General features: G+C 70.9%; 16 protein-coding genes. 8 read left to right on the top strand and 8 right to left on the bottom strand.

Going from position 1 to position 15695, the window contains the following annotated elements; all coding sequences use genetic code 11:
- The first annotated feature begins 466 nt into the window (after positions 1-466).
- From RIF68_RS00785 to RIF68_RS00775, 3 genes are all read left to right on the top strand, one after another.
- Positions 467-1153 (top strand): hypothetical protein, encoded by a 687-nt coding sequence (locus tag RIF68_RS00785; protein WP_309049169.1) that lies wholly within the window; start codon positions 467-469, stop codon positions 1151-1153.
- A 209-nt stretch (positions 1154-1362) separates the two neighbouring features.
- The gene (locus tag RIF68_RS00780) at positions 1363-1950 is read left to right on the top strand and encodes a hypothetical protein (RefSeq protein WP_309049168.1); all 588 of its coding nucleotides are present in this window, start codon (positions 1363-1365) and stop codon (positions 1948-1950) included.
- On the top strand, positions 1947-2672 hold the full coding sequence (locus RIF68_RS00775; protein WP_309049167.1) for a hypothetical protein: 726 nt from the start codon (positions 1947-1949) through the stop codon (positions 2670-2672). Before RIF68_RS00780 ends, RIF68_RS00775 begins: the two co-directional genes overlap by 4 nt.
- A 1-nt stretch (position 2673) precedes the next feature.
- On the opposite strand, the gene RIF68_RS00770 is transcribed toward RIF68_RS00775, so the two are convergent.
- Positions 2674-3633 carry an ATP-dependent DNA ligase gene (locus tag RIF68_RS00770; protein ID WP_309049170.1) on the bottom strand — a complete coding sequence of 320 codons (960 nt, stop codon included), beginning with the start codon at positions 3631-3633 and terminating at the stop codon, positions 2674-2676.
- A gap of 48 nt (positions 3634-3681) precedes the next feature.
- Complete coding sequence (locus RIF68_RS00765) at positions 3682-4020, bottom strand: DUF6233 domain-containing protein (protein WP_309049166.1); 339 nt, start codon at positions 4018-4020, stop codon at positions 3682-3684.
- A 209-nt stretch (positions 4021-4229) separates the two neighbouring features.
- On the opposite strand from RIF68_RS00765, the gene RIF68_RS00760 reads away from it, so the two are divergent.
- Positions 4230-4454: a hypothetical protein gene (locus tag RIF68_RS00760; RefSeq protein ID WP_309049165.1), complete on the top strand. Its 225-nt coding sequence runs from the start codon at positions 4230-4232 to the stop codon at positions 4452-4454.
- Positions 4455-4685: 231 nt separating this feature from the next.
- Here RIF68_RS00760 and RIF68_RS00755 read toward each other — a convergent pair whose 3' ends face one another.
- Positions 4686-5045, bottom strand: coding sequence for a hypothetical protein (locus tag RIF68_RS00755; RefSeq protein WP_309049164.1), 360 nt, complete (start codon positions 5043-5045; stop codon positions 4686-4688).
- A 972-nt stretch (positions 5046-6017) separates the two neighbouring features.
- Entirely contained in the window at positions 6018-6914 is an 897-nt protein-coding gene (locus tag RIF68_RS00750) for a hypothetical protein (RefSeq protein WP_309049163.1), read from the bottom strand.
- A gap of 210 nt (positions 6915-7124) precedes the next feature.
- Here RIF68_RS00750 and RIF68_RS00745 point away from each other — a divergent pair, with 210 nt between their 5' ends.
- Together RIF68_RS00745 and RIF68_RS00740 are read left to right on the top strand one after the other, a co-directional pair.
- Positions 7125-8060 carry a hypothetical protein gene (locus RIF68_RS00745; RefSeq protein WP_309049162.1) on the top strand — a complete coding sequence of 312 codons (936 nt, stop codon included), beginning with the start codon at positions 7125-7127 and terminating at the stop codon, positions 8058-8060.
- A 1481-nt stretch (positions 8061-9541) separates the two neighbouring features.
- On the top strand, positions 9542-10072 hold the full coding sequence (locus tag RIF68_RS00740; RefSeq protein WP_309049161.1) for an ATP-binding protein: 531 nt from the start codon (positions 9542-9544) through the stop codon (positions 10070-10072).
- On the opposite strand, the gene RIF68_RS00735 is transcribed toward RIF68_RS00740, so the two are convergent.
- From RIF68_RS00735 to RIF68_RS00720, 4 genes are all read right to left on the bottom strand, one after another.
- On the bottom strand, positions 10030-10929 hold the full coding sequence (locus tag RIF68_RS00735) for a hypothetical protein (RefSeq protein ID WP_309049160.1): 900 nt from the start codon (positions 10927-10929) through the stop codon (positions 10030-10032). The two genes, RIF68_RS00740 and RIF68_RS00735, sit on opposite strands and share 43 nt — an antisense overlap.
- Positions 10929-11858, bottom strand: coding sequence for a hypothetical protein (locus tag RIF68_RS00730; protein WP_309049159.1), 930 nt, complete (start codon positions 11856-11858; stop codon positions 10929-10931). The genes RIF68_RS00735 and RIF68_RS00730 overlap by 1 nt, the downstream gene beginning before the upstream one ends.
- Positions 11859-12140: 282 nt before the next feature.
- A complete protein-coding gene (locus RIF68_RS00725) occupies positions 12141-12845 on the bottom strand; it encodes a hypothetical protein (protein ID WP_309049158.1) in 705 nt (234 codons plus the stop codon).
- The gene (locus RIF68_RS00720) at positions 12842-13996 is read right to left on the bottom strand and encodes a glycosyltransferase family 1 protein (RefSeq protein WP_309049157.1); all 1155 of its coding nucleotides are present in this window, start codon (positions 13994-13996) and stop codon (positions 12842-12844) included. The genes RIF68_RS00725 and RIF68_RS00720 overlap by 4 nt, the downstream gene beginning before the upstream one ends.
- Positions 13997-14138: 142 nt before the next feature.
- Between RIF68_RS00720 and RIF68_RS00715 the strand changes: the two genes are divergently transcribed.
- Both RIF68_RS00715 and RIF68_RS00710 read left to right on the top strand, forming a co-directional pair.
- Positions 14139-15113, top strand: coding sequence for a helix-turn-helix transcriptional regulator (locus RIF68_RS00715; RefSeq protein ID WP_309049156.1), 975 nt, complete (start codon positions 14139-14141; stop codon positions 15111-15113).
- On the top strand, positions 15110-15679 hold the full coding sequence (locus RIF68_RS00710) for a peptide deformylase (RefSeq protein ID WP_309049155.1): 570 nt from the start codon (positions 15110-15112) through the stop codon (positions 15677-15679). Before RIF68_RS00715 ends, RIF68_RS00710 begins: the two co-directional genes overlap by 4 nt.
- Positions 15680-15695 lie beyond the last annotated feature (16 nt).

The raw sequence follows: 15695 nt of genomic DNA, 5'->3' as shown, positions 1-15695 counted from the left end.
CGCCCGGGCCCCCGGGGGTGAACCGTGTTGGGGGGGACACCTCCGACGAGGTGACCGCCCCTTCCGCGTGACCGCCCCGGGCTACCGCAGGCGCATCGTGCGAGGCCTTCGCCCGTAGAAGCCCCAGAGCACCGCGCACAGAGCCACGCCGTACAGGGCTGCAGTGGGCGGGGAGTCGGGCACCCGGCCGCGTCGGATCGCTACAGTGAGGTCGTGCTCTCCGCGCTAGCGGAGGTGGACCCGTGATCACTCAGTCGCGCAGGTCGAACGCACCTTGTCCCCGCCGACGCGGGGGTGGTCCTTCACGGACACGCAGAGGCCTTCCCCTCGGGAAGTGCTCCCCGCCACTGCGGGGATGAAGCGCCATCTGCTCCCCGCCCCTGCGGGGATGATCCGCCGCCCCAACGGCAGTGATGATCTCGCGTGCTCCCCGTGCCTGCGGGGGCGACTCGAAAGGTGATCCGAGGTGTCCCGCTCGACTACACAGCCCCATCCCCTGGCGCCGTACGCCGACCAGATCGACCCCCAGGAGACCTACACGGTCCGCCGGGTCGCCGCTCTGCTGGGTATGGCGCCCACCAGCGTCAGTGGCATGGCCACCCATGGCCTTCTGCCCGGCAGCAGACTGCGCCCCCACGCCCGCGGGGGCCGACAACACGTGTGGACCGGCAAGCAGTTGCTCCGGCTTGCCAAGCGGCCCGTGCGCGTGCAGTACGACCACGAGAAGTTCTCCCCGGCGACCCTGTACCGGGTCGGCTGCCGGTGCGCCGCCTGCGTGGACGCCCACAGCGCCGAGAGCCGGGAACGCCGGCGAGCCCTGGCGGAGGACGCGTTCACCGCAGAGCAGCGCAGGCTCGTGCTGGACCTGGTCGCGGCACAGACGCCCGTCGCCGAGGCGGCGACGAAGGCCGGGGTGACCCTGCACCAGGTCTACGGCCGGGCGAACTGGGACGCGGCGTTCGCCGAGGAGCTGGACGAAGCCGCATGGTCTCTGTGCGTGCTGGGCCAGGACGATCCACAGTGCAGCACGGCCGGCGGGTACCGGGGCAATGAGCGGGGCGAGGCGCCTCGTCCCGCGTGCAGGGGCACCGGCTGTAGGGAGTGGCGTCGCGGCACGTCTCAGCAAGAGCGCGGCGCCGCCGCATTTGGCTGAAGCCGCGCTCTCTGACACCGCACGAAGGTCGCAGCCACGGCCGGTGTCATCCGCTCAGCAAGAACCTCGCCGTTTGCGGCTGGTGACAGCATTCTTACCGGCACCCCAAGAACCGGCCAACCCTCTCCCCATGCATTGTATGGCTCACATACAGTGTTGTATGTTGTGCATACAGAGCGGGAGATGCCCGCTCGGGGGAGGCCAGAACTGTGAACGACATCGGGATTACGACGAACGAGCGGGGGCGCCTCGCGGTCACGAGCCCGTACGACGACGAGTTCGTCGCCGAGGCGAAGTACATCGGCGGACAGTGGGACCGGGCGTCCCGCTGCTGGACCTTCGACCCGCGCGACGAGGAACGCGTGCGTGACCTGCTCCGTGAGGTCTACGGCACCGACGGCAGCCCGGAGGACCAAGCCGACCTCGTCACCGTCCGCTGGAACATCAGCAACCTGGGCCACACCAAGGGGGACAACAAGATCCGTCTCGCCGGGCGGACCATTGTCAGCCGCTCCAGTCGGGACGCGGACGTCCGACTCGGGGAGGGCGTCGTCCTCGTCTCCGGCGGTTTCCCCGGCGGTGCCGGGTCGATGCAGTACCCCGCCGTGGCGCCCGAGGAGGGGACCGTGGTGGAGATCCGGGACCTACCCCGGGCCGCCATCGAGGGCGAACCGCACCTGACGGTCGTGGGCGAGACGGTGGACATCGACGCCCTCAAGGCTAAGCGGGAGAGGCTCCTGGCCGAACTCGCCGACGTCGACCGGAAGCTGACCGAGCACGGAGGCACCACGTCATGAGCGAGCAGAAGACCGCTGCCGACGCGCTGAAGGAGTCCTGGGGATCGCGCCTGCGGGACTCCCGCGCGGCCAAGGAGACCGCCGCCCTCGTCCACGAACAGACCGTCCGGGACGCCTACGAGGCCGGAATGAAGGTCTCGTGGATCAGGGACGAACTCGGCCTCAAGGACCGCACCGGCATCGTCCGCGCTCTGCGGGCGGACCGGCTGGACCCGGAGGACGCGGCCGCCATCGCCGAACCTGTCCTCCCCGTTCATGTCTACCTGCGGGCCCCGGGGTTCGGCGAAGACTTCTGGACACGGATGCTTGCCACGTTGCACGCCCGGGGCTGGCGCGTCGTCCGTAACGAACAGGAAGCCTGGTACCTCTCCCGCGCGGGCGCGGTCATGGTCCACGTCGACGTCGCCGCCCTCCTGGACGACGCCCCGGTCACAGTGGCCCTCATGCAGGCCGTCGAGGCACAGCCCGCCGAGCAGCCGTCGTACGCCGTGGAGGAGCTGTTGCCGGTGTCGGCAGGCATCTCCCTGGAGCGCGCCTTCCCCGGTGCAAGCAAGCACCGGGTGGCGGTGCAGACCACAGAACGCCGATGGAAGCGCCTCGCCGGAGGCGAACGCCCTCGGCCCACCCGCTACGACGCCGAGGCGACCAACAGCATGGGCGCCAAGGGCGCCTACGGCCTCGATGAGCAGGTCATCGCACGCTGGGTTGCCGACCTGCTGTGAATCAGCCCGACGTCCCGGACTCGAAGTCCGGGACGTCGGCCGCGGACAGGTCCGGACGCGATCGGTGCCAGCGCGCCGGGTGACGCCACCGCCCGGCCCCATCCCGGGCCACGTCGACACCGACCTCCACCACCAGCTCCGGGACGACCAGGGTGACGTGCAGACTCTCGCGTGACCCCCACCCGGCAGAGAACGACCACCCTGCCCAGGGGTGCCGGTCTCCGGCCGGGGCGAGAAACCCGGCGACCGACCGGCCCGAGGCCTGCGGGAGCGTCGTGCTGCGCCCGACGTAACGCAGGCGCCCGGCGGTGTCGTACCGGCCCAGCAGTAGCGTGCGCGGGGCGGCCGCCGGGCCCGTGTACGCCCCCACCACGGCGTCTTCGGTCGCCCTGACCTTGTGCTTTCGCCACCCGCGCACGGACGGTTGGTAGACGCTCTCCAACCTCTTGAAGACCACCCCTTCGAGACCGACGGCCGTCCAACTGCTCAGCCACTCGCGCACTGTGTCCGGGTCGGTCGTCGACGGGCACAGAGCCCACGGGGCGGTGAGCCGGTGCTCGGCGAAGAGGGCCTCCAGGGCGGCCCTGCGCCGCCAGTAGGGCCATGCGGTGGTCTCGGCGCCCGCCAGGCGCAGCAGGTCGAAGGCGACGAAGTGGGCGGGATACTCGGCGGCGAGCCGGGCCGCGCCGGCGCCGCGCCGCTGAAACCGCCCCTGAAGCCGCTCGAAGGCGAGCCTGTCGTCCTCCCATACGACGACCTCCCCATCGAGAGCGGTCGCGTCCGGGAGCTGAGAGGCGCCGGCACGCAGCTCCGGGAAGGAATCGGCGAGGGCCGTGCCCTGGCGGGAGCGCAGCACCAGGTCCCCGGCGTCCCAGGACAGAAGTGCCCGCCATCCGTCCCACTTCACCTCTGCCGCCCACCCCGCAGGGAGAGCACGATCGGACACAGGGGCGGCGAGCATCGGCTCGGGCAGCGTCCACATACGGCAACCCCTTCCACCCGCGCAGGTTCAGCCCTCCACCCGCAGCTCAGTGTCCGGGCGGCAGTGCGAGCATGCGGGTACCCCCTCGGCGAGCGCCCGCCGCGCCTCGTCCCGGGAGATCCCCGCGGACCGCTTGCCCGCATTCCAGCAGCCGCCAGCGTGGACGTAGACCGGAGGCGTTCGCCCACTGAGGCCCTGCTCCAGCAGCCAGTCCGGTTCAGGTGGCCGCACTGCATGTGCGCGGCGGCGTTCGGCCAGACGGCGTTCCTCGTCGCCGATCCAGCGCCGGGTGCGCGCCAGGTCCCGCTCCTGTACCGCTTCCAGGAAGCGGAGCTGCGCGAGACGCGGCACGGATGGATCGCTCATAGGTTCGATTTTAGAATTTGCTGGTCACACTGCAATCCCAGGGGTGGAGAACGGAGCGCACAGCAATGGAGCCCGCAGACCTGCTCGCGCAACGTGGGGTCGACCCCGCCCTGCTGGAGCCTGCCCCGCCTCCGCCCGCACGCCGGGAGACTGTCGATCGGGTTGCGGCGTGGCCGCCACGCCTCTGTTCCGTCTGCGGGTCGGATTCCGTGACCGCCCGGGCGGTCACCTTCGCCGACGCCGGACCGCGCTGGGTGGACCTGTGCCGGGACCATGCCCTCGCGGTACGCCGCCCCTCCAGCGTCCCGGCGGCGCTGGAGGGCATCGCCGCCGACCTGCGCGCAGCGGCCGGGGAGGCGGGACTGCCGCGAGTGGCGTTCTATTCTTTGTTCGAGGCGGCCGGCGGCGGCCGCCGAGAAGAGGACCGACGATGACAGTCCCTGTGCCCCCCGTAACGGAACCAGACGTATCGGCCCGCACCTGCCCCGGAGACGAGGTCGGGCCGTGTGCCACGTGCCGTCGTCCGACCCACAAGTACGGGCGTGGCGCCCGTTCCCCGCTGTGCGACTACTGCGACCCGCTGGCTGTGCAGAGGTGGGGCAAGCGCCTGCGCGCGTCCTAGATCACCCGGCTCGCCATTCTGCGTCATGTTGCATTGGATGCAATTAAGCACGTTTCAGGCAGGTGGCGGGCACCTGGCCGCCCCGGACGATCCTCCAGACGTGTCCTTCGCGGCCGCATTTGCGGTAGGCCGGGCCGCTCTGCGTGCGGGCGATGGCCTCGACGCATGAGGTCACCACGTCCCCGCGGTGCAGGTAGCGCACGACCGGCGAGTCTGGTGACGCAACCGGCGCGTTGCCGCGAGGCATCCGGACGGCGACCTTCTTGCCGGTGACCTCCCACTTCTTCGTGCATGCCGCAGCCGCCGGTGCCGTGGCCGGGGCTGCGGGGAGGGCAACGGCGGACTGTCCGACGAGTGCCGTCACGGCGGCGGCCAGGACCAGCGTCTTCACGAATCGCTTCATGATCCCTGCAACTGCGGTACAGGTCGCCCGTCACGGCTGAGGGGGCGCGACCACACCGATGAGGGACGGTCTTCCGCCGGTGCGGGAGCACTGCGGTGTATCCCTGGACGCACAGGGGATCAGACCTTGGGTTATGAACTTTACGGAACAGACCAGCTCCCTCGCCAAAGGCTCGGGCAGGGCGGCGCCGCGCCGTGCTCCGCACTGTTCCACGGACCTTGACCACCCCCTTGGCTCTTGGCGGAGGCGGCTTGTCTGTTCCGTAAAGTTGGATCGCTAGGCCGGGGCCCTCGGTCACGCACCGCTCCGTCCCCCGCCTAAGCCGGTCGCAAGCAGCGGTGCCGTTGCCCTGACGGGCGGCAGCCCGCCGTGATTCCGGGAGGGGCGCCCGATCGGATGGAACGCGCCCCTCCGGCCTTCTCGCCTGGAACACTGATACGCGACACATGGCATTGCGAAGTGGCCCGATACCGCCAAGCTCGGGCTACTAGGGGGACGTCCGCGGGCCCGGACGTCGGTGTCACTGCGACAAGGAAATGACAAGCCAGGACACGAGGGAGTAGGCGCGCGGTCGGCCCCATTGGCGCGTCGGTGTGCCCGTGTTCGAGCTGCTCCGCTCTGCTGTGCCGGAATTCCTTGGTTCTTTGGGTGCCGCGGTCACCCTCATGGCGGCGGCCGCCCTCCGCCGGCGCGGGCGACGTACGTTGGCACGGAGTCGCCGCGCCCTGAGTGCGGCTCGCATGGCGTGGCGGGAGCCGCGCACCCCAGGAGACGATGAGACAAGCGTTTAACCTCGGGCGCGGTCAAATTTCGGAACGGGGTCTTCATCGCCTCCGCGTTCATCGTCGGGTACCCCTTCCGGTACGACGAGCCGAACGTGCTGTTCGGCATGAGCCAGCGGGACCTGAACAAGCTCAGGAAACCGGGGGCGCCCGCCCGGGGCCGGGGGGCCGGGGGGGGGCGCCTACCGGATCACGCCGGTTGCCGCTCGACCGGGGCGCACCGGGCTGAGCAGTAGCGGGCGGGTACGTTCGTCTCCGGGGCGAGGATCAGCCGCCTTCCGCAGTCGCACTGTCCGCCGGCCAGCACGCGGATACGGGTGGCGGCGGCCCTGGCCCTGTTCGTCAGGAGCAGGCGTTCGTGATCGATGGCGTGCCGCAGCGCCACGGCGTCCTCGCTGGTGAAGCAGACTTCGTCAATCAGGTCGGGATCTCCGTAGCAGCCGTCCAGCAGCTGGCCGATGACTGCGGAGAAGGCGCCCTGAGCGACGGCGGCCGCGATCAGCGCGTCGCCTTCGTCTCCTGCATCCGCAGCCCCCGGCGTACGGGCAAGCTCTCGCCGCCAGTTCCCCCATCGCCAGGCCATTTGTGCGAGTTCCTTCCCGGGGCGTGCTGTGAGGTGCGTGTCAGCGCAGTAGGGGATGAGGGACGCGGCAACCGGCTGGTGCCCGCACCCCGGGATCAGGCATAGCTCGTAGACCAGGTTGTCCTGCGAGAGGACGAGCTGGAAGCGGCGGCTGCCGCACACGAGCACCACGGTCCGGACGGCGTCGCGCGATTCCATCCGCACTGCGGCAGTAAGGCCTTCCCCGGCGAGTTCACCGGCCAGCATCAGGACCGCCGAATGCGGCACCGGGCCGCCCAGCAGAGTCGAGTCGAACATGCGCGGTGCCCATTCGGCGTCGACCTCCGGATGGTCTCCGCTCCACTCGGGGCAGGTCGTGCACTCGGCGAGCAGTTCCCTCAAGGGGAACGCGGCCGCCGAGGCGCGGCCCCGGGAAGCTTCGCGAAGCGCGGCGGTGTACTTGCCGCCGGATTCGCGCTGCGCCTCTCGGGCGCGCTGAGCAGCGGTGCTTTGATGACGGGGCATCGAGTCTTCCCAGCTCGACGGGCATACCCACGCCGCCCGTCGACGAGGAGAAGCAGCGTCAGGGCGTCGCGGGCCCCGTAGGACCTTGGCCGATCGCGGGACGACGGCGTGGGCGTCGGCCTGCGGCGGGTGGCGGTGCGCGTCCAGCCGAGAGCACCGTAGCGCAACGGACCCGATTCGTGAGGCTCCGAAGGTTCATAGAGTGGCCGGGTGAGCACAGCGAACCAGGCCCCCGACCCGTACGCGATCCTGCGCAACTGGCTGGCCGGGGCGTACCACCGTCCCGACGGCCAGGAGGTTCGCGGCCGCGCGTGGGACGAGGACACCCGCTACCGCTACGGCCTGCTCCTCGCCGGGATCGACGCACCCGCAGGATGGCGCGGCGACTGGTTCACCTACATCGGCGATCTCGTCTGGCACTTCGAGCCCCTGCACATCCAGGACTGGGCTGCCCGCCTCACCAATTTCGACAGCAGCCCGATGGCGGCCGCTTCCCGCGGCCGCGCCGTCTCCGCCGTCCGTAGCTTCTACACCCACTGCGAAGAGGACCTCGGCGCCGCCCGCTGGCATCTCCCGCCGCGCCGCGTACTTGCCGGGCCCACCCCGCCATCCCCGCGCCAGCAGCTCACCCGCTTCCAGATGGACGCCCTGCGCACCGCTGCCGACCGCTACCGCGGCCCTCACGCCGAACGCGCCCGGCTCGCCGTCTACATGACCCTCGCAGGCCTGCGCCCGGGCCAGTCCATCGCTGTCGTCGTCCAGCACATCCAGCGCCACAACCAGGCCGGACCCACCTGGCGCCTGCCGGCGAAGAACAACAGCACCTCCGCCGTCACCCACCTCCAGCCCATCCCCCGGCAGGTCGTGTGGGCACTGGACGAGTACCTGCCGGTACGTACCCACAAAACCCCGCACTCCACCGAGACGACCGGCCCACTGCTGCTCTCGCGCACCGGGCGCGGCCTGGACCGGGTCACCTTCCCCAAGATGCTGCGCGACGTCGCCGCCACCCATCCCGACCTCGCCGATATCTCGTCATCGCTGCTACCGGACGCCGTCGCGCACTCTCCAAGTCCGTTCGCTGACGGGTTGAGCACCGCGGGCAGTGACCGCCGGCCAGGCCGCGCCCACCCAGGGACCCCATAGTGCATCGGCTCAGCAGAGTTCCCCCGGCTCGTACACCGAAATGTCCCCAGCGTCCGGAAGCCAGACCCACACCGGCGACTCGCGCCAGAGCCGTGGATAGTCCTCCAACTCAACCGACTCCGGCGAAACAGGGCCAGGCCCTTCCACCCCCGTGTGACCGTCCTGCCATCGGCCAGTCGGAACCTTGGACGGCCGCCAATCGGCGCTCTCGACGATGATCGCCTGCACGCTCCCAATGGGCGCTACGCCTTGCGGCATGGGGAGCCTCCACTCTCGTTCGTGAAGCCAGGAGGAACCTTCCCCGGTCCGTACCCCCCAGTGCCCCAGCTTGGCGCGGATGAAAGCCTCATGGACTTTCTCGGGCACGTAGGCCACTGCTCCGCCCCCTTTCTGGTGCACCTTCTCCCTCGTGGTCACCACGCCCCACGGCTTGAAGCGCCCGGTCTGGATCAGGTGATCGAGGTGTTCGACCGGGCACTCAGACAGGCACAGGCAGGGCATCCCGCTTGCCCCGGCACCCGGAGCCGCGGCCCCGAACGGGGGGTACGCCCGGAACTGCTCCTCCCGGAGGATCGCGTCAAGTCTCTGCTCTGGGCTCGAGGTGCGGATTTCATCTGGGACCCAGATCGGCCGTCCCCCAGTGCGCCCCGTGAAGTGATACAGGTACTCGCTCTGCGCAGGTCCTGCTGGCCCGAGTATCGACATGGTTTTCCCCCTGCCCACTACGCCTACGTCCGCCTGGGGCCCCACGCTCGCTGAAGCGCCGGTACATCCGACGGCCCCGACGCGATGAACGTCGACGTGAACACTTGAGTTCCAAGCCTTCTGCCTTCGGGCAGCGCTAGTCACAAACCCTGCTCGACCTCAGCTGGAAACCAGCCCGCCACGGTGGCGGGTCAGGCAGCCGTGCAGGTGCGCGTATGCCACCTCAACCGCAGATGGCATCAACCACGCTTTCCTATAGCTCCACCACCTGGCCCCTGTCGACGCAGGCCTTGCTGACGGTATGGCCCCAATACGCCCGAGGAACGACACTTGCGGAAGCCCATGACACAGCCGGTGCTCTCCCGAACCCGCAAGGAACTGCTTGAGGCTGACTGACTGGAGATCACCGGCAGCTTGGGCAGCGTCAAGACTTACCGCCTCGCCAAGCTCTGTTCGAGGATCGCGGCCTGGCCGGACGCCATGCGGCTGAAGACTGGTGGCGCACAGTGAAGCGACCCGACTCCAGAACGGGTCGCTTCACTGGAGGGGCTACGAGCTGCGCTGCGGGCTACTGCGCCCAAGGCGTGCCCCGCGCGATGTTTTACCTGGCCCGTCGCGGGCCCGTGCGCTGCTCGTCACCCGGTAACCGACGTCCCGGCGGGATCTCCGAGGCAACCGTCACGTGGGTGAGGCTCGGTGATCGGGCCGCGCTGCAGCGCTGAGGGTGACACGCTGGAGTGGAGAGTAGTTCCCGCGGCGAAGGAGGAGCGTCGGTGATGGCGGCAGTGTCCGACCGATCGACCCATGGTCAGCGGTCGGGGCCGGTGGTGTTTCTGCTGGTGGGGCTGACGGGGTCGGGCAAGACCACGTTCGCGAAGCGGCGGCTCGAGCCCGCCGGTGCGGTGCGGCTGTCGGTGGACGAGCGGGTGCACGCCCGGCACGGCCGCTACGGCGTCGACTACCCGGAACGTCAGTACTTCGAGCTGGAGGCGCCGGTGGTCGCCGAGGTCCGCGAGGAGCTGGTCAGCCTGGTCGCGGCCGGACGGGATGCGGTGCTGGATCACGGGCTGTGGCTGCGCTCGGACCGCGAGGAGTGGACGAAGCTCGTCATCGAGGCGGGCGGCCGTCCGAGGCTGCTGTACTTCCCGGTGCCCCGCGGTGAGCTGCTGCGGCGGCTGAACGAGCGCAACGAGCGGGAGGACGCCAACGCGCTGACCGTCACCCCGCAGGCGCTGGACGACTTCTACGCCCGGTTCGAGCCCCCTCATGACGAGGGCGAGGAGATCATCGAGCCCGGCTCGTTCTGACGCGGCGCCGGGGTCGGCGGCTGCCAGGTGGTGACCAGCCGCGTGGCCTCCGCTGCCCACCAGTCGGGCACGGTGGCCAGTGAGACGGGCCGGAAGCCCAGCCGGGCTGAGTCGACGGCGATCCGGCCGCCGTGCCGCTGAAGATGCTCCAAGACGCATCGGGCCTCCGCCAGACGGGCCGGTGAGGCGGTCTTCCAGGTGCCGTCCGCCGAGTGCTCCGCACGCCTCTCGACATCCCGGCGCACGCCGTCGCGCCACTTGAAGTGGTGGACGATGACGGGCGGCCGGTTGACAGGGCGGTGGCCCGGCGCCCGGTGGTTGCCGGAGGCCACAGGCACGCTGGAGTGTGCGAGCACGATCTTGCGGGGGTCGCCCCGCAGCAGGTGGTGGGTCAGGAACGCGCCGAGCGGATAGGCGGCGTCCAGGCCCTGATCCGGCTCCCAGCCGGCCAGGGAACCGTCCGCGGTGACCCGGTCGAGCATCAGCCCGCCCACCGTGCCAGTCCCGGACTCCTCTGCCTCAGCGATCACCTCCTGAAGGGGGGCGGGGTAGGAGTGGAGTTCGTCGGAGTCGGCGAGCAGGTGCCACCCGGCGCCGGCGCGCTCGCGCAGGGCGTCTCTCAGCTGAGGGTTGGTGTGCTCGTGCCACGGCCCGTCGCTCACCGCAGCCGGGGCGATGCCGAGTTCGCGGCAGGCGGCCTGCACCTGGTGGCGTCGGTCGGCAGTGACGTGGTCGGGGAAGTGGAAGGCGAGGTGGAACCGCTCGATGCCGAGGCCGCGGTAGTGGGTGATCCAGGCGGTGAGCAGGGCGGGTTCGACGGGGCCGACGACGGCGATCAGCGGGGGCAGGGCAGACATCAGCATGGCTCCTTCAGGTTGGTGAGGAAGGCGGTCTGTCCGGCGGCGGTGGGCACGCCGAGGTCGGCGGCCGCGCACGCGGCGGGCCTCGGCAGTGGGCACCAGGCCAGATCACGCAGGACGTCGGCGAGGGCGGCACTGTCGCCGACCGGAAAGAGGCGCACCCATTCGTGCCCGGCCAGGGCCTTGGTGAGTTGAGGGTCGTGGTCGGAGCAGATCAGCGGGATACCCAGGCGTACGGCGTCGACCACCAGCCCTGATTCCTTGGCCACCCCCGGGTGGCGGGCGACCAGGGCCGCGTCGGCGGCTGCGTACGCCTCCTGGACGAGCGTCTCGGGGACGGGGCCGGGGCGGGTGTGCAGGCGGACGTGCGGCAGGGCCGCCCACGTCTTGAGCAGGCGGTGGGTGGCCGGGCCGCCGACGACCAGGACGTGCACGGGGATGTCGAGCCGGGCGAGCGCGGCGCCGACGGTGGCGGGGTCCTTGTAGGGCCACCAGCCGCCGACCAGGCACACGGCCGCTTCGTGGGAGGGGATACCGAAGGCTTCCCGTGCCCGTCGGCGGTCGGTGTCGGTGAGGCGGTCGCCGGGGTCGGCGACGGCGAATGGCCGCACCGTCACCGGCAGACGGGGGAAGCGGGCCGCCAGGTCGTCGCGTACTGCGCCGGTGGGGGCGAGTGCCATCACCCGCCGCTCCCCCCGGCGGGTCAGCCGCCCGAGTGTCCTGAGCGCGGCGTCCTCCGTGGTGACCAGCTCGTGCACGAACCGCAGGTGCGGTCCGCCGAGCAGCCCGGCGGCACCGTGCAGGGCCTCGCTTGCGCTGAGCACCACCACCGTGCCGCCGCCGGTGAGGCGGCGGCCGGTGCGGACGCAGGCGGCTTCGGTCAGGCAGCGGGCGGCCAGCGTGACCTGGTGCGGGAGGCGACGCACGGCATCGGGCCAGCGGCGGGAGGTGAACGCCCGCTGCCCGTACGCCGCAGCGGTCGCGGTGTACGTCCCGGCGGCCGCCAGCAGCGCGGGCAGCGTCCCGGCGGGGCCGGTGACGCGTGCCCCGGCGCGCTCCAGGGCGGCCCGGGTCTGGCCCGCGACGCCGTACGGAGCGACGACGATCGCGTTGCCGTGCGCGGCCGCCAGTGCGGTCAGGGCGTGGTCGCGGTGCCCGCCCGGCCGGGCGGGCGCTGGGTTCTACGAGTACCAGCGGCGGCGTGGCGGTCATCCGGCGATGGCCTGTTCGCCGTGGCCGGCGGTGAACCGCTGGTACAGCCATCCGGGGTCGTTGAGCTTGTCGAACAGGGCGGGGACGCGGGCGGCTTCGTGGGCGAAGGCGACGCCCTCGCGGGCGCCGGAGACGGCGAACTCGGCGAACTCCCCGTCCCCGCCCGCGGTCCACGCGGCGATCCGTTCGGTGGCCTCGGCGTCGTCCATGCCGTACTCGCTGCCGCGCGCGAGCATCGCGCACTCCCGAAAGCCTGCCTTCCAGGCGTGGTACGGGGACTGGTTGATCCGTGTGGTCCCGGCGATGTTGGCGGTGAACTCGCACCGGCCTGGCAGCGCGGCCAGCACGTCGACTGCGTCGCCGAGGTCCCGCAGCGCCGAGCGGCGGATCAGCTTGAGCCCGCCGTAGCCGTAGATCAGTCCGTTGAGCGGGTTGCGGGCTCGCCACACCCGCATCGACGTCCCTTCTGGTAGCGGTTCGACGGCGGACAGGGTGAACTCGGTGGCCAGAACGAAGTCGCCGTCGGCGAGGAGGAACTGTTCGGTCTCGACTACCTCGGCGGCCAGCCGGTAGGCCCGGCGCATCCCCTGGACTCCGTGCAGCCGTTTCACCTGCACCCCGAGAACCCGTTGGAGCCGGGCGTGGAGCCGGTCGGCGAGGGGTTCGTCGTAGGACAGCATCACCGCGTCGAACGTGGTCATCGCAGGGCCTCCAGGTAGCGGGCCGCCACGGCGGCGGGGGCGAGGTCGGCGGTGGCGGCGTGGGCGCGCTTGGCGTGAACCCGGTAGAACTCCGCGTCGGTGGCGAGCCGGGTGGCGATGGCCACGGCCTGGTCGGGGGTGTCGAAGAGGAGATCGTCGTCGATGTGCTCGGCGAGCCATCCGGTGCGCGGGGCGATGACCGGCAGGCCCATGCCCTGGCAGTCGATGACGGACATCGACCAGGGGCAGCCCGGCCTGAACGGTGCGATCCCGAAGTGTGCGTCGGCCAGCAGGTTGCGGTAGCGGATGCGGTCGCCTCGGTCGGAAGCGATGGTGATGCCATCGAGGGCGGCGAGTTCGTCGCGGTGCCGCTCCGGGCTGGGGTCCAGCCGGATGCGCTCCGGGCTGCGGGTGCCGAACAGGTCCATCACGGTGAGCGTGACGGGCGCTTCCGTCACCAGGCGGCGGGCCAGGGCGGTGAATGCGGCGGTGCCGTAGTGGGCGTAGAGCCGGTGGTTGTAGAGCGCGGCCGCCGTGCCGTCCGGTACGGCAACGTCGGCAGGGTCGCGGACCAGGCGCTCATCCCGCGGGGCGGGCACGACGTGCAGCTTCACCCCCAGGTCCACGCCCGTGCGCGCGGCGGCGGCCGTGATCCAGGACGCGGCGGTCGAGGAGTGCGCCAGGAGGCGGTCGCAGGCCGCGAGCCCGGCGGCGAAGGCCAGCAGCACGCTGTCCCCGAGTCCGCCGTCGTCCAGGGACGGGTCCGTGACGAGCCGCCCGTCGGCGGTGAACGAGAACGGCAGGTAGTGGCAGTATCCCGCGATCAGCGCGTCCGTACCGGCTTCCAGCAGGGCGGCCCGGATGGCGGGGGCCGCCTCGATCTGGTTGGCCACCACCACCTCCGGCTTCGTGCGCCGGATCAGCGCCGCCAGTTCGTTCACGCCCGGGTCGAAGCGCGCCCTGTATTTCGTGGCCGGCGCCGTGGTGGGCTCGAAGCCCACACGGCCGTCCCCCGTGGCGACCGGCGCCGCCACCGTTACCTTCGCTCCGGCGTCGGTCAGGGCCGGGGCGAGCAGCTCGGCGAACGTGAAGCCGGAGTCGGCGGACAACTTGTGCGGGTTGGAGACGTTGAGCAGATACAGCACGCGCATGGCGAGATCCCCTTCTCAGCGGCCGCGAGGGTCGGGCCGGTGAGTGGGAGCAAACCGGCACCGGGGATGGCGACAGAATGGTGAACTGTCCTCACTCACGGTTCACTCACGCACTCAACGGCCAAGCAGGGCGGGAGCTTTGATGGACGCGCAGGACGCCGCGATCACCGTGGAACAGGCCACCGGGCACTTCGCCGCCGAGGTCGCCTACTGGCGCGAGGTGCGCGGCATGTCGAAGAAGGCTCTCGCCGAGCTGATGGGCTTTCACCCCAGCTACGTCAGCCACATGGAATCCGGTCGGCACAAGCCGACCGAGGACTTCGCCCGCCGTGCGGACGAGACCCTGAACGCCGGCAAGGCGATCTGGCACCGGTGGGGCGAGTACGAATCGGCCCGCGCCCGCCAGACCACCGCGGCAGCCGCAGTGCCCCCGGCACGCGGACCCGAGCAGCCGTACGCCGCCGGGTCGGCGATCGTCGTCGCTCACGACGCCGCCCGGCTCGACTACGACGGCCGCGCCTACCGGCTCACCATGCGCCGCCTGCTGCGCAACACCGGCACGGCACCGATCACCCGCTACCTGATCCGCATCTCCGTCGACTGCTACCCCGGCGACCCCGAACGCTCCAACGCCCACTACCGGCAGCATCCGCTGACGTGGGACGAGCTCGCGCTCACCGCGACGTGCCGGGGGGAGGCCATGCGCTGGGAGGCCAAGCACGACCGGGACGCCTTCAAGGAGGTGTGGCTGCTGTTCGACAACGACCAGGGGCGTTTCCCGCTCTACCCCGGCGATTCGGTGTGGATCGAGTACGCCTACACCGTCAGCGACACCAAGTGGGGCCGGTGGTTCCAGCGGGCCGTACGGCTGCCCACCGAGCACCTGGAGGTCGCTCTCGCCTTCCCCGCCGCGCTCGATCCGGTGGTGTGGGGCACAGAGACGTCGATGACCGCCGAGGCGTCCCCGCTGCCCAGTGCCCCCGCGCGACGCGAGGAGAACGGGATGCGCCTGTTCACCTGGTCGACCGCCCGCCCGGCCCTGCACGCTCGCTATCGTCTCGAATGGAGGTTCCGGGCCCGGCCTGAACCGAACGTGAATCAAGGGGAGTTCAAGTGACCGTCGTGCGGCCCAGCGAGCAGATGCGCAACCTCGGCGTCGTCCAGCAGGGCGCCCCTGTCCTTGCCGAGGTAGCGCGCCGGTTCGAGCTACCCACCGAACGGGAGGCCGCCGAGCAGACCGTGGACGCACTGTTCGCCTCCATGGAGCGCATCTCACGCGTCCACACCTTCGCCAAGGGCATGGGCATCGCCGCCCCGCAGATCGGCATCAGCCGCGCGGCTGCCGTCGTCCAGCCCGCCGAGCAGGGCGCCGGCGCCATCGTGCTGCTCAACCCCCGCGTCACCGAGATCTCCGACGACACCGACGAGCAGTACGAGGGATGCCTCAGCTTCTTCGACGTCCGAGGCATGGTTCCCCGCCCCCTGTGCATCACGGTCGAGACCACGACGATCGAGGGCTCAACCGCCACCACGGTGTACGAGCGAGGCCTTGCCCGTCTCGTGGCCCACGAGATCGACCATCTTGAGGGACACCTGTACGTACACCGGATGCAGCCCGGCGTCGAGCCCATCCCCGTGGAGGAGTACCGGCAGACCGGCCGGACGTGGGCGTACAAGCAGTAGCGGGCCCGACGCTCCC

It is taken from the genome of Streptomyces sp., assembly GCF_031178505.1.
Lineage (GTDB): Bacteria > Actinomycetota > Actinomycetes > Streptomycetales > Streptomycetaceae > Streptomyces > Streptomyces gulbargensis.
This window is presented reverse-complemented; position numbering and strand designations above follow the sequence as displayed.